The sequence below is a fragment of the Rhodococcus sp. GB-02 genome (genome assembly GCF_053470465.1).
Window position 1 is genome coordinate 506,192 of sequence record NZ_JBPUKE010000002.1, and the last position, 13,090, is coordinate 519,281.

15 protein-coding genes are annotated in these 13,090 nt (G+C 61.6%); 8 read left to right on the forward strand and 7 right to left on the reverse strand.

Annotation, left to right across the window (positions count from 1 at the left end):
- Positions 1-3: 3 nt before the first annotated feature.
- From ACSW29_RS15460 to ctaD, 3 genes are read right to left on the reverse strand one after another with little or no spacing between them, the layout of a single operon-like run.
- The gene (locus tag ACSW29_RS15460; protein WP_223304421.1) at positions 4-444 is read right to left on the reverse strand and encodes a DUF5313 family protein; all 441 of its coding nucleotides are present in this window, start codon (positions 442-444) and stop codon (positions 4-6) included.
- Between the two features lie 34 nt (positions 445-478).
- A complete protein-coding gene (locus tag ACSW29_RS15465) occupies positions 479-952 on the reverse strand; it encodes a MarR family winged helix-turn-helix transcriptional regulator (RefSeq protein WP_019744857.1) in 474 nt (157 codons plus the stop codon).
- 45 nt (positions 953-997) lie between these two features.
- A complete protein-coding gene (ctaD, locus tag ACSW29_RS15470) occupies positions 998-2,752 on the reverse strand; it encodes an aa3-type cytochrome oxidase subunit I (protein ID WP_448277638.1) in 1,755 nt (584 codons plus the stop codon).
- A gap of 203 nt (positions 2,753-2,955) precedes the next feature.
- Between ctaD and ACSW29_RS15475 the strand changes: the two genes are divergently transcribed.
- A complete protein-coding gene (locus ACSW29_RS15475; protein ID WP_317828787.1) occupies positions 2,956-4,107 on the forward strand; it encodes an NADH:flavin oxidoreductase in 1,152 nt (383 codons plus the stop codon).
- A gap of 64 nt (positions 4,108-4,171) precedes the next feature.
- On the opposite strand, the gene ACSW29_RS15480 is transcribed toward ACSW29_RS15475, so the two are convergent.
- The gene (locus ACSW29_RS15480) at positions 4,172-5,020 is read right to left on the reverse strand and encodes an aldo/keto reductase (protein WP_448277639.1); all 849 of its coding nucleotides are present in this window, start codon (positions 5,018-5,020) and stop codon (positions 4,172-4,174) included.
- Between the two features lie 130 nt (positions 5,021-5,150).
- Between ACSW29_RS15480 and ACSW29_RS15485 the strand changes: the two genes are divergently transcribed.
- The 3 genes from ACSW29_RS15485 (at position 5,151) to ACSW29_RS15495 (ending at position 8,451) form a co-directional block, all read left to right on the forward strand.
- A complete protein-coding gene (locus ACSW29_RS15485) occupies positions 5,151-5,747 on the forward strand; it encodes a class I SAM-dependent methyltransferase (protein ID WP_230814468.1) in 597 nt (198 codons plus the stop codon).
- A gap of 89 nt (positions 5,748-5,836) precedes the next feature.
- Positions 5,837-7,468, forward strand: a complete 1,632-nt coding sequence (locus ACSW29_RS15490; protein WP_448277640.1) for an ABC-F family ATP-binding cassette domain-containing protein — start codon at positions 5,837-5,839, stop codon at positions 7,466-7,468.
- A gap of 143 nt (positions 7,469-7,611) precedes the next feature.
- Entirely contained in the window at positions 7,612-8,451 is an 840-nt protein-coding gene (locus tag ACSW29_RS15495) for an aldo/keto reductase (protein ID WP_448277641.1), read from the forward strand.
- A 12-nt stretch (positions 8,452-8,463) separates the two neighbouring features.
- Here the strand turns inward: ACSW29_RS15495 and ACSW29_RS15500 are convergent, their stop codons facing one another.
- The 3 genes from ACSW29_RS15500 to ACSW29_RS15510 all read right to left on the reverse strand — a co-directional run bounded on the left by ACSW29_RS15500 (position 8,464) and on the right by ACSW29_RS15510 (position 9,949).
- Positions 8,464-9,039, reverse strand: a complete 576-nt coding sequence (locus tag ACSW29_RS15500; RefSeq protein WP_448277642.1) for a TetR/AcrR family transcriptional regulator — start codon at positions 9,037-9,039, stop codon at positions 8,464-8,466.
- Complete coding sequence (locus ACSW29_RS15505; RefSeq protein WP_448277643.1) at positions 9,040-9,453, reverse strand: VOC family protein; 414 nt, start codon at positions 9,451-9,453, stop codon at positions 9,040-9,042.
- Between the two features lie 76 nt (positions 9,454-9,529).
- On the reverse strand, positions 9,530-9,949 hold the full coding sequence (locus ACSW29_RS15510) for a hypothetical protein (protein WP_448277644.1): 420 nt from the start codon (positions 9,947-9,949) through the stop codon (positions 9,530-9,532).
- Positions 9,950-10,055: 106 nt separating this feature from the next.
- On the opposite strand from ACSW29_RS15510, the gene ACSW29_RS15515 reads away from it, so the two are divergent.
- The 4 genes from ACSW29_RS15515 to ACSW29_RS15530 are packed head-to-tail and all read left to right on the forward strand — an operon-like array spanning position 10,056 to position 13,020.
- Positions 10,056-10,352: a helix-turn-helix transcriptional regulator gene (locus ACSW29_RS15515; protein ID WP_019744867.1), complete on the forward strand. Its 297-nt coding sequence runs from the start codon at positions 10,056-10,058 to the stop codon at positions 10,350-10,352.
- Positions 10,345-10,890 carry a hypothetical protein gene (locus ACSW29_RS15520; RefSeq protein ID WP_230814474.1) on the forward strand — a complete coding sequence of 182 codons (546 nt, stop codon included), beginning with the start codon at positions 10,345-10,347 and terminating at the stop codon, positions 10,888-10,890. Before ACSW29_RS15515 ends, ACSW29_RS15520 begins: the two co-directional genes overlap by 8 nt.
- A gap of 43 nt (positions 10,891-10,933) precedes the next feature.
- Positions 10,934-11,830 (forward strand): ABC transporter ATP-binding protein, encoded by an 897-nt coding sequence (locus ACSW29_RS15525; protein WP_317828781.1) that lies wholly within the window; start codon positions 10,934-10,936, stop codon positions 11,828-11,830.
- Complete coding sequence (locus tag ACSW29_RS15530) at positions 11,827-13,020, forward strand: ABC transporter permease (protein ID WP_317828780.1); 1,194 nt, start codon at positions 11,827-11,829, stop codon at positions 13,018-13,020. The genes ACSW29_RS15525 and ACSW29_RS15530 overlap by 4 nt, the downstream gene beginning before the upstream one ends.
- The last annotated feature ends 70 nt before the right edge of the window (positions 13,021-13,090 follow it).

A 13,090-nucleotide genomic window follows, 5' to 3' on the forward strand; every position in this document is an offset into this window, starting at 1 on the left:
CGTCTAGGTCGCGGGGCCGCCGTGCAACTTCTCGTAGGCGGCCTTTTCGGCGTCGTGGCGCGAGATCTTCTTCGGGTTCTCGAGGTCGGAAGGCAAACCGTGACGCTCCAGGCGACGCGACCTGTTCTGAGCCATGTACGAGACCGAATAAAACAGTGCCAGAAGCACTCCGAGCAGCACCATCGATGCCCGCAGGGCCCACGGCCCGGGGAAGAGCATGAAGGCCGCGAACACTGGAATGAACGGCACCATGCTTCGGATCAGGTGACGCGGCACGGCCCAGTCACCGATCAGGTCGTTTCGCACCCAGTCCTGCATGGAATCGGGCAGCTTGCGCCCCACTGAATAACCCAACCATTGAAGAGGATTCGGGCTCGTACGTTGCTTCTTGGAAGTCACGGAAGTCACCTGTTCGGTACGCATCGACGGTACTGACGCAGTCATCACGTTTCTTTCGGATGCAGTCATCACATTTCTCTCATTGGTCCAAGGCTCCGGCGCGGAGCGCGGCCTCGTTGACCCGCGTCAGAACGTTGTGGAGTTCTTCGAGTTCGGCGAGGCTGACGCCGAGCTTCGCGACAACCGCCGGCGGGATCTTCTCCGCCTCGTCGCGCAGTGCCACACCAGCTTCGGTGAGGTCCACGTCCAGTTGACGTTCGTCGGCGCGGCTACGGGTTCGCGTGATCAGCCCGGACGCCTCGAGTCGCTTGAGGAGCGGCGACAGCGTCGGCGAATCGAGTTGCAGTGCCTGCCCGATTTCCTTGACCGCCATCGGCGATTTTCCCCACAGTGCCAGCATCACCAGGTACTGGGGATGCGTGAGGCCCATCGGCTCGAGCAGTGGCCGGTAGACGGACAGCACCGCCCGGTTCGCGACCGCAAGTGCAAAGCACACCTGCCGGTCGAGAGCCAGCGGATCGTCCATCTGCGTCTGCGGAGCCTTCGTCGTCATGAATCCGATGTTATCAGATTAATTAGTGCAGCAACTATTATTGCACTAATCAATCTGGCGATGATCGTCACTCTTCTCCAACGTCGACGTGGGTTGCCCGGTGAGACCCACGTGCGCTTCTGCCCTCATTCGCTCCACCATGTGCGGGTAGTGCAGCTCGAACGCCGGACGCTCACTGCGGATGCGCGGCAACTCGGTGAAGTTGTGACGCGGCGGCGGGCAGGTGGTCGCCCACTCCAGTGAGTTTCCGTAGCCCCATGGATCGTCGACGGTGACCACTTCGCCGTAGCGGTAACTCTTGAAGACGTTCCAGATGAACGGAAGCGTCGAGGCACCGAGTACGAAAGCGAAGATCGTGGACACCGAGTTCAGAACCGTGAATCCGTCCGAGGGCAGGTAGTCGGCGTAACGGCGCGGCATCCCCTCGCCACCGAGCCAGTGCTGGACGAGGAACGTGCCGTGGAAACCGACGAACGTGGTCCAGAAGTGCCACTTGCCGAGGCGCTCGTCCATCATGCGACCGGTCATCTTCGGGAACCAGAAGTAGATACCGGCGTACGTGGCGAACACGACCGTACCGAAGACAACGTAGTGGAAGTGGGCGACGACGAAGTAGGTGTCGGTGACGTGGAAGTCGATCGGCGGGCTCGCGAGGATGACGCCAGACAGACCGCCGAAGAGGAAGGTGATCAGGAAGCCGATCGAGAACAGCATCGGCGATTCGAAGGTCAACTGCCCCTTCCACATCGTGCCGATCCAGTTGAAGATCTTCACACCTGTCGGCACGGCGATCAGGAACGTCATGAACGAGAAGTACGGCAGGAGAACAGCGCCGGTTGCGTACATGTGGTGAGCCCACACCGCGATGGACAGAGCTGAGATCGCCAGTGTCGCGTAGACCAATCCGGTGTATCCGAAGATCGGCTTACGGCTGAAGACCGGGAAGATCTCCGAGACGATGCCGAAGAACGGCAGCGCGATGATGTACACCTCGGGGTGACCGAAGAACCAGAACAGGTGCTGCCACAACAGAACTCCACCTGACGCCGGGTCGAAGATATGGCCACCGAGGTGACGGTCGACGAACAGGCCCATGAATGCAGCGGTCAGCAACGGGAACGCCATCAAGATCAAGATGCTGGTGATGAAGATATTCCACGTGAAGATCGACATCCGGAACATCGTCATGCCTGGCGCGCGCAAACAGATCACCGTGGTGATCATGTTGACCGCACCGAGAATGGTGCCGAGACCGCCCACTGTCAGGCCGAATACCCACAGGTCGGCTCCGACGCCGGGACTGTGCACCGCACCCGACAGTGGGGTGTACGCGGTCCAACCGAAGTCGGCAGCGCCGCCCGGTGTGAGGAATCCGCCGAGAACGATGAGACCACCAAAAGTGAAGAGCCAGAACCCGAATGCGTTCAAACGCGGAAACGCCACGTCCGGGGCACCGATCTGCAGCGGAAGTATGTAGTTCGCGAAGCCGAAAACGACGGGCGTCGCATACAGCAGCAACATGATCGTGCCGTGCATGGTGAACAACTGGTTGAACTGCTCGTTCGAGAGGAACTGCATCCCGGGGACAGCCAGTTCCGCACGCATGAACAGGGCCATCAGGCCGCCGATCAGGAAGAACACGAAAGCCGTGATCATGTACATGATCCCGATCTTCTTGTGATCGGTGGTCTTGATCATGTCGAACATCCACGATCCCTTGGGATCACGGCGCTTCGGGTACGGCCGCTCCGGAATCGGCTCCAACTCTCCGGTCCGCTCGTCCGGCACCGTTGTTGTCATGCTCGCGCGTCCTCTTTCGTGCTCGATACCGCCGTCAAGAACTTTCCGCACGACCATATCGCATGTTAATAGTTAATGCACAAACTAAGTGTGGTCGACGTAGGCATCAATCGAAAACCGAACGTACGCAAGCTTTTGCAGATTTCGGTGAGACAAAGTCAGGCGGCGGAATAGGTCGAGGGTCCGCCGCGTTGAACAAACCCGTGACTCTCCCCGACACATCGACAGCACCCGAGGCCTCCGCGTTGCGCGGCCTCTTCGAGCCTTTCGAGGTCAAATCACTCTCGTTGCGCAACCGTTTTGCGATGGCCCCGATGACGCGCGCCTTCTCGCCGGACGGAATCCCCGGCGCCGACGTGGCCGAGTACTACCGTCGTCGTGCAGCAGGTGGTGTCGGCTTGATCATCACCGAAGGCACGTACATCCCGGACCCGGCAGCCGGCCCGCACACCCGCGTACCGCGCATCTACGGCGATTCGAGCCTGGGCGGCTGGAAGTCGGTAGTCGACGCCGTCCACGCCGAGGGCGGATCGATCATTCCTCAGCTGTGGCACCTCGGAGTCGAACGCGGCGAGAACTCGCGTCTGAACCCCGAGGTCGAGACCGTCAGCCCCTCCGGCCTGGCGCTGGACGGCACCCGTCTGGGACGAGAATTCACCACCTCGGATCTCGACACCTTGAAGCAGTCGTGGGTCGACGCCGCACTCAACGCGAAGAACACCGGTTTCGACGGTCTCGAGTTGCACGGAGCGCACGGTTACCTGCTCGACGAATTCCTTTGGGCCGGAACCAATGTCCGCACCGATGAATACGGCGGATCACTGGAAGCTCGCACCCGCTTCCCGTCCGAGGTCGTTGCCGCAATCCGAGAGGCTGTCGGAAACGAGTTCGCGATCGTATACCGATTCTCGCAGTGGAAGTCCGGCCACTACGACGCCCGCATCGCCCAGAGCCCGGCAGAGCTCGGCCGCATCCTCACTCCCCTGGTCGACGCCGGCGTCGACGTCCTGCATCCGTCGACGAGGCGTCATTGGGAACCGGCGTTCGCTGAACTCGAAGGCGAAGACGGCAAGCTCGGCCTCGCCGGTTGGACCAAGAAGCTGACCGGGTTGCCGACCATCACCGTCGGTTCGGTCGGACTCGATTCCGTGTTCACGACGGCATTCACCGGCGACGCTGCATCTGCTGTCACCGGGCTGGAGCGTCTCGAAGCTCAGTACGAGAGGGGTGAATTCGACATGGTTGCCATCGGACGCGCGCTGCTCGCCGATCCCGAGTGGGTCGACAAGCTCCGCACCGGACGCACAGATGAGCACATCGCATTCACTGCAGAACATCGCACGCACCTGAACTGACCTCGCACGACAGAACGGCACTCCCGCGATTGCGGGAGTGCCGTTTGTGGGTCTACCGGAAGCCCTAGCTGCCGAGCGTGACCGGGTCGGGGCCGATGCGGCCGGCCGCGTCGTCGAGAGCACCGATCGCGTTGATCTGTTCCGGCGTCAATTCGAATCCGAAGACATCGAAGTTGGCGGCGATACGTTCGGGGGTCACCGACTTCGGAATCACCACGTTTCCGATCTGCAGGTGCCAGCGAATGATCACCTGAGCCGCGGTGACGCCATGAGCATCGGCGATAGCGGTGATGACGGGGTCACCGAGAACAGTTCCTTGGCCGAGCGGGCTCCACGCTTCCGTCGCAATTCCCTTGCCGGTGTGGAAGGCGCGCAGTTCGGCTTGGTTGAACTTGGGGTGAAGCTCGATCTGGTTGAGGACCGGCACCTCACCGGTTTCACCGATGACACGCTCGAGGTTCTCGATGGTGAAGTTGGAGACACCGATGGAACGAACCCGTCCGTCCGCCTTGAGCTTCTGGAATGCCTTGAAGGTCTCGACGTACAGGTCCTTGGACGGAACCGGCCAGTGGATCAGGTACAGATCGAGGTAGTCGAGACCCAACTTCTCGAGACTGGCGTCGAATGCGGCAAGCGTCGAGTCGTAGCCCTGGTCGTCGTTCCACAATTTTGTCGTGATGTACAGGTCTTCGCGGGCGATGCCGGATTCGGAGATCGCGCGGCCGACGCCCACCTCGTTGCCGTAGATCTTGGCGGTGTCGATACTGCGGTAGCCGGTCTGCAGGGCGGTGGAGACGGCTTCCTGCGTTTCGTCGTCCGGAACCTGGAACACACCGAATCCCAGTGCGGGGATCGTCTTACCGTCGTTCAGAACAATTGTCGGTACGGAGGTCACATCGTTGGTTTCGGTCATATTCGGAACCAACGCGGCAGAGCATGGAGGCATTCCCCGCCGAACCTCCGGGCAGCGCCCTTGTACCGCCCGAAATGCCGGTCTACCTTGGAAGACAAGTATTGGAATCGCCTCGAGAAAAGAGAGAGCGATGAATCTTTCATATCGTCTCGCCTACAAGGTCGGCGTCACTCCGTGGGAGCACACCGGGCATGGGTTCGACGCTCAACTGGCCGGACTCCTGGACGAAATTTCCGTTCCGGAAGGCGGCCGTGCCCTCGATATCGGCTGCGGCACCGGACGCCATTCCATCGAGCTGGCGCAACGCGGTTGGCACGTCACCGGCGTCGATGCCGAGCAGGAACCGTTGGACAAAGCGCGCATACATGCACGTGAAGCCCACGTCGACGTCCGGTTTCTCCACGAGGACGCGGCAGACCTGCACATAGCCGTCGACGGTGGGCACATGCTGGTGCTCGACATCGGCTGCTTTCACGGGCTCACCGATCATCAACGACGAGACTACGGGAGGTCGGTCAACGCGATCACCGCACCGGGAGCGTCCATGGTGATGTTCGCATTCGGGCCAGGTCACCGTTGGCCGATGCCACATGGCGTCTCCGAGGAGGACGTCATGCGAGCATTCGATGGTTGGTCGATGGCCTCGAGTACGGCCGCCGACGTGAGTGAATCGCCACTTCCGGTCCGTGCGGCGCATCCGTGCTGGTATCACCTGGTTCGGGACTGACTGCTGTGCGCCTTTGTTAACAGCCCGCGGTTAACAAAGGCGCACAGCACCGATTAACACTGGCGCACAGCACCGGGGATACTTCTCGGGTGACTGCAACACTGCGCATCAGCGGCCTCTCTGCTTCCCGGGGAGAACGCACCCTGTTCTCCGACCTCGATCTGACGGTGGCGCCCGGCGACGTCATCGGCCTCGTCGGGGCGAACGGCGCCGGCAAGTCGACGCTTCTCACTGCACTGGCCGGAATCGGAACCGCCGACGTCGAGGGTTCGATCATCCTCAGCCCGCCAGACGCTGCGGTGGGTTACCTCGCGCAGGAACCCGACCGCATCGAGGGCGAGACCGTCCTCGAGTTCCTCGGCCGACGCACCGGGGTCGCGCACGCCGAGGCGGTTATGAACACCGCGGCCGAAACGCTGGCTGAAGCCGAAGAGGATCTGTACTCCCCGGCGCTCGAACGCTGGCTCGCGCTGGGCGGCGCCGATCTGTTCGAGCGCGCCGAGAAGGTAGTCGAAGAACTCGGACTTGGCGTATCCCTCGACGCTCACATGACGGCATTGTCCGGCGGTCAGGCCGCACGCGCCGGCCTCGCGTCGCTGCTGCTTTCGCGCTACGACATTCTCCTGTTGGACGAGCCCACCAACGATCTCGACCTGCGGGGTCTCGAGCAGTTGGAACGATTTGTTGCCGAGACCCGAGCGGCGTTGGTCGTCGTGAGCCACGATCGCGAGTTCCTCTCGCGCACCGTCACGGGGATCGTGGAACTCGATCTGGCACAACAGGACATCGCCGTGTACGACGGCGGCTACGAGTCGTACCTCGCCGAACGTGAGATAGCACGCCAGCACGCGCGCGAGGCCTTCGAGGAATATGCCGGCACCCGCTCCGATCTCGAAGATCGCGCGCAGATGCAGCGCAACTGGATGGAACACGGCGTCCGCAATGCGCGTCGTAAGGCCAAGGACAACGACAAGATCGGACGCGGATTGCGGACCGAGTCTACGGAGAAGCAAGCCGCGAAGGCCCGCCAGACTCAACGCCGCATCGAGCGACTCGAAGTGGTCGAGGAACCGCGCAAGGAGTGGGAACTCCGCATGGAGATCGCGGCAGCTCCGCGGTCCGGTTCCGTTGTCGCAACCACGAACGGCGCCAAGGTGACGCGCGGTCAGTTCACGTTCGGTCCGGTTACGACGCAAATCGACTGGGGTGATCGAATTCTCGTCACGGGCGCGAACGGTGCAGGCAAGACCACCCTCCTCAACGTCCTGCTCGGCAGACTCGTCCCGGACGAGGGCATCGCGTCGCTGGGTTCCGGTGTCGCGATCGGTGAGATCGATCAGGCGCGTGGATTATTCGAAGGTGATCAACCAGTCGTCGAGGCCTTCGGCGCTCAGGTACCGGATTGGCCCGATGCCGATGTCCGCACTCTCCTCGCCAAGTTCGGCCTGCGCGGACACCACGTACTCCGATCTGCCGCTTCACTTTCCCCCGGCGAAAGAACTAGGGCTGCACTGGCTTTACTCCAGGCACGCGGCGTGAATCTACTGGTACTGGACGAGCCGACGAACCACCTCGACCTTCCGGCGATCGAACAACTCGAGCAGGCGATGGAGTCGTTCGAGGGAACCCTCCTCCTCGTCACTCACGATCGACGCATGCTCCAATCCACCCGCAGCACACGTCGGTGGCGGATGGAGAACGGACAACTCTTCGAGGAGTAGCCAACGGCGCTGCTTGCGCAGACAACCCGCGTGTGCAACTATTTATCAGGCGCACGCAATAGTTGCATGCGCGGCATAGGTGGGCCACGGGCGACACGATCGCCCGTCGAACCGCCACACCCAGTCTTGAAAGGCGCTCTTCAATGTTGTCGATCCCCGACCGCACACTGACTCACGGAACCACCGGCGAACCGATCACCATCCCGCAACTCGGGTACGGCGTTTTCCAGGTACCGGACGCCCAGACCGAAGAGGTCACTGCCACCGCTCTCGAGATCGGTTACCGCCACATCGACACGGCCGCAATTTACGGAAACGAAGCCGGTGTCGGCCGCGCCATAGCTAGTTCGGGTGTTCCGAGGTCAGAGCTTTTTGTCACCACCAAGTTGTGGAATGACGATCAGGGCCACGACCGAGCGCTCGCCGCGTTCGACACGAGCCTCGACACGCTCGGCCTCGACTTCGTCGACCTGTATCTGATCCACTGGCCGGCACCGGCAAAGGGCCTGTTCGTGGAGACGTGGGCCGCTTTCGAGGAGATCCTCGGCTCCGGCCGTGCCCGTGCGATCGGCGTGTCCAACTTCCTGCCGGAGCACCTCGAACTGCTGGCCGAGCACAGCTCGATCACCCCGGCCGTCAACCAGATCGAATTGCACCCCAGACTGCAACAGCACGCGTCACGGGAATACGCACAGAGTCGCGGCATCGAAATCGAGGCATGGAGCCCACTGGGACAGGGAACTATCCTCGACGACCCGACCATCGGGAAAATCGCTGCCGCACACGGAAAGAGCCCAGCGCAGATCATTCTGCGCTGGCATCTCGAACAGGGACACACCGTTCTGTCGAAGTCGGTTACACCTGCCCGCATGCGCGACAACGCCGCAATCTTCGACTTCGCACTCGATACCGACGAGTCAGCTGCCATCGCGGCGCTGAACACCGACAGCCGTGTCGGACCCGATCCAGTCGAATTGAACTGAATCGAAACGGCTTCAGGAATTTTCGTGGGGAGTCAAAGTCAGCAGCACAGAATCGACGGACTGCTCGGCCAGGAGCGCGTCCAGCGGTAAGTGACGGAACAATGCTCGGTAATAGATCGGGGACGCCAAGGCGTCCAGGACGAAGTCCAGGTCGAAGTCGCTCCGAATGTCGCCGCGTAGACGCGCCGATTCCAGCACTGCCGCAGTGGAATCGCGTCGCGGCTGAAAGAATGCCGACTGGAAATCCCGCGCCAATTCCTGGTCCGCGGCCAGATCCGCGACCAACGCGGGCAGTATCCGACCAACTACCGTTTCGCTCAGTCCCACAACCAATGTCGTGATGCCGGCGACCAGGTCTGCCCTGAGATCGCCGGTGTCCGGCGTCGGATCGGTACCGATATGCGCCACGACGATGTCCACCACCAGATGCCGCTTGGACGGCCATCTCCGGTAGATGGCGGGGCGATGTACACCCGCCCTCGTCGCCACCGATCCGATCGACAACCCCGCATACCCGTTCTCCCCCAACAATTCCAGGGCCGCGGACAGTACTGCATCGTCGATCCGCTCGTCGCGGGCGCGCACCATCTACAGCACCGGTCGCGGCATGAGCACCAGCCGCCAGCCGTCAGGGTCTTCGAAAGTCATTCCCGCATTCTCCTCCCAGTACGGATTCTCGGTTTCGACGGGTTCGTGCCCCGCCTCACCCAGTCGCTGAACCACCTCGTACATCGCCGACTCGCCGGCAAAGTAGAGCACCAACAAATTGTCCTGCGTCGGCGCCGGGCACGGGCTCCCGTCTTCGTGGGTCGTGAATTCGAGGTGATAGTTCGCATCCGGCAACCCCAGCATGATCCCGTCGTAGCCGGCGTGTCCGGAAAACCGGTACAGCTCCGGCAACCCCAGGCAGTCGCGATAGAACGCAATCACGTCGTCGAGTCGATCGGTGGGTCGCGCTACGCGCACTTGCACCACTGCGAGGTCGTTCGGCCAAGTTGTCATATCCAAACGATACAGTACGTACCGTAACATTTCGAGCACAGGCCCGGCCGCCCCTCCACAGCCGACCTCGCGATGCCTACAAACGATCATTCTCCGGAAACGCCGCCTTGGGCATGAACTTCGGCCTGGCGAACAACACCGACAGCTTGGTGGGCTGCGACTCCACCGGGCGATCGGACCGGTATAACAACGCCTGCTGCGGGGTGCTCACCCATTCACTGGCGAAGATCTCACCGAGGCGCGAAACCGGCAAGTGCGACCCGTCCTCGAGTCGAACGGTGACGTCACCCGTGGTGTCCGATTGGCCGTAGACGACCCACCATGACTCACCTTCGACATCCCCCGGAGTGTGCTGACCGATACCGAGGACGGCACCTTTCTCCATCGGATCGCGCCAGAGCGGTTCGCGCCCTTGCGGTCCCACGCTGTAGCTACCGTCCTCGCGCACCTGCACGACCAGGCGGGACTTCTCGAGCACCAACTGTTCGACCACCATGCGAAGCCCCTTCCATTGCCCGAACCTTATCCGCCGGCATCACCCAGAAGCGGGACAATCGCGGTTCGTGTTGACAAACTGTTGGGTTTTTACAACACTTTGATGCATGAGCCCAGTCCGGCGGGGAGACGCGCTCCCTATCTTCAATCGCATCGGAGTGCTTCGCGCCGAGCGGAAGATGAGTCGGGCCCAGCTTGCACAACTCGTCGACGTCAATCCGCAGACGGTGGGGGCACTCGAACGCGGCGACCACTACCCCAGCCTGGATCTTGCATTTCGGATCTGCTGGGTATTCGACCTACCGGTCGAGGCGGTGTTCTCGCGGACGGAGTTCGGGCCGCTGTCGACGGAGGTCTACCGATCTGACCGCACTACCGAGGGGAGTGAAAAGCCAAGTGCCTGAATCAAATCTGATCGACCGCTACCAGGCCCACCGCACTCGGCGGTTCCTGCAGAACGAGGAGACGTTCCGACATTGGCTCCCGAATTGGCGAACCCGTCGACGTCGGCGCGTACTCGTCGTCGCCCTCGGAGTCCTGTTCACCACGATGGTTGCCGTCGGCATAGCGTGCCTGTTCAATCCGCTCTTCGCGGTGGCATGGCCGGTCCTCACCCTATTGTTCCTGCCGACGTGGTCCTCACTTCAAATCGTGTCGGGCCGGCAAGGGGATGCTCCGCGGCAGGCTTTGGACGAATGGGAGATCCAGCAACGCAACGACGCTCGCTCCGTCGGGCTGAGCGTGACCCAAACGTTGGTGTTCATTGTCGCCATTTTCCTCATTTTCACCTCGTCAGTGCAGTGGAATGTAGAGAGGCTGCCTTACACGGGAGGTTTATTGGCACTGACTGCAATGCTGATCGGCGCGTGCACGCCCGCGATGATTCTTTCGTGGACCAATCCAGACCCGGATCCGATCGATTCGGAAGAGTTCGACCTCTGAACCGTATTACCGAAGCGCACCACTCGACCGATGGGAAGGACCCATGTCAGCCACCCTCACGATCGACGGCATCTCGAAACGCTACGGCGACGTCGTTGCACTCGACAACCTGAGTTTCGAAGTCCGTCCAGGCGAGATCTTCGGATTTGTCGGCAGTAACGGCGCCGGCAAGACGACCACGATGCGCATTGCGTTGGGTGTGCTCGGAGCAGATTCGGGCGAAGTTCGTCTCGGCGGCAAACCCGTCGACCTCGACGTGCGTCGCACTATCGGATACATGCCGGAGGAACGCGGCCTCTACCCCAAGATGAAGGTGGGCGCGCAACTCTCCTATCTGGCCGAGCTACATGGCCTCTCGAAAGCCGACGCGCATGCGGCCACTGAGCGGTGGACCGAACGTCTGGGCATCGCCGAACGCGTCAAGGACACCGTTGACTCCCTCTCCCTCGGTAATCAGCAACGAGTGCAGCTTGCAGCGGCGCTGATTCACGATCCCTCGGTACTCGTTCTGGACGAACCGTTTTCGGGCTTGGACCCGGTAGCGGTCGACGTCATGAGTGACGTGTTGGTCGAGAAGGCTCGCACCGGTGTTCCCGTTATTTTCTCGAGCCATCAGCTGGATCTGGTGGAGCGCCTGTGCGATCGCGTGGGCATCATCAGCCGCGGCAGCATGCGAGAGATCGGAACTGTCGACGAACTACGAGGCAAGGGGGACGGCCGAATCGAAGTCTTCGCCCCTGACGCTCCGGTCGGCTGGGCACACCATCTGATCGGTGTCACCACGCTGAGCCACCTCGACGGTCGAACACTCCTGAGCGTCGACGGCACCGCCGACGATCAGCAAATCCTGCATGCAGCGTTGAAAACCGGTCCGGTGCACGAGTTCACGCTACGACGTCCGTCACTGACTGATCTGTTCCGAGAGGTAGTAGCCGCATGAGCAACCAGTTGAGTGGAGGTCGAGCCATCGGGTTGGTCGCTCGACGCGAATTCATGACGCAGATCTCGAAGAAGAGTTTCGTGATCAGCAACGTCATCATTCTGGTCGCGATCATCGGCGGCATCATCGCCTTCTCACTCTTTTCCGGTGGCGACGAGGACAAGTCGAAGATCGGCTTGGTCGGCAACCAGTCGCTCAGTGCCACGATGGTGTCCATCGGCGACACCCTCGGAAATCCGGTGACGGTGACGGAGGTTTCCGACGACGGGACCGCGCGTGATCAGGTCAAGGACGGCGACCTCGACGTGGCCGTAATCGCTGGATCCGGCGGCGGCGTCACTGTTGTGACCAAGAAGGAAGTGCCCACGAATCTGCGGGCCGTCATCGAGAGTTCCGTTGCACAACAGGCACAATCGAATGCGCTTTCCGCTGCAGGGATCGATCCGGCCCAACTCGCCGAAGCCACGTCCACTGCTGTGGTCACCATCGATGCCATCGATCCCCCGGATCCCGAACAGGGCCAACGCATAGCGATGTCGATCGCTGCCGTGGTGCTGCTGTACATGCAGATCTTGCTGTTCGGAACGTACGTGGCGATGGGCGTCGTCGAGGAGAAGTCCAGTCGCGTCGTCGAGTTGCTGCTCTCCACTCTGCGTCCGCTGCAGTTGTTGTGGGGCAAGGTTCTCGGAATCGGCGCTGTCGGCCTGATTCAGATGGCTGCTTATGCTGTCGCGGGCGTCGCCACCGGATTGGCGACGGGCGTCCTGACCGTGACGGGCACCGCGATCGGTGTTCTGTTCGGCACTCTCGGGTGGTTCATTCTCGGCTTCCTCTTCTTCGCCGTGCTGTACGCAGCGGCCGGGTCCATGGTCTCGCGACAGGAGGACGTCAATGCCACCGCGATGCCACTCGCGCTGCTTGTCATGGCAATGGTCAGCGTGGCTTTCGTCTCGGTGAGCAATCCAGAAGGAACCCTGAGCAACGTCCTGAGTTGGATTCCGCCGTTCTCGGCGATCCTCATGCCCCTGCGCATTTCCGCCGGTGTTGCTTCTCCTTTCCAGATCGTGGGAACCATTCTGCTGATGCTGGTCGTGACTGCTGCACTGTCGATGATCGCGGCAAAGATCTACCAGCGCTCCATCCTTCGCATCGGCAAGGTCGTTTCATGGAAAGAGGCGTTCGGACGCTGATTCTCCGGCGCACAACTGGCGCCACGCGACCCCGGCAGCACCCCGTCCAGGTAGGTTCATCCTGGACGGG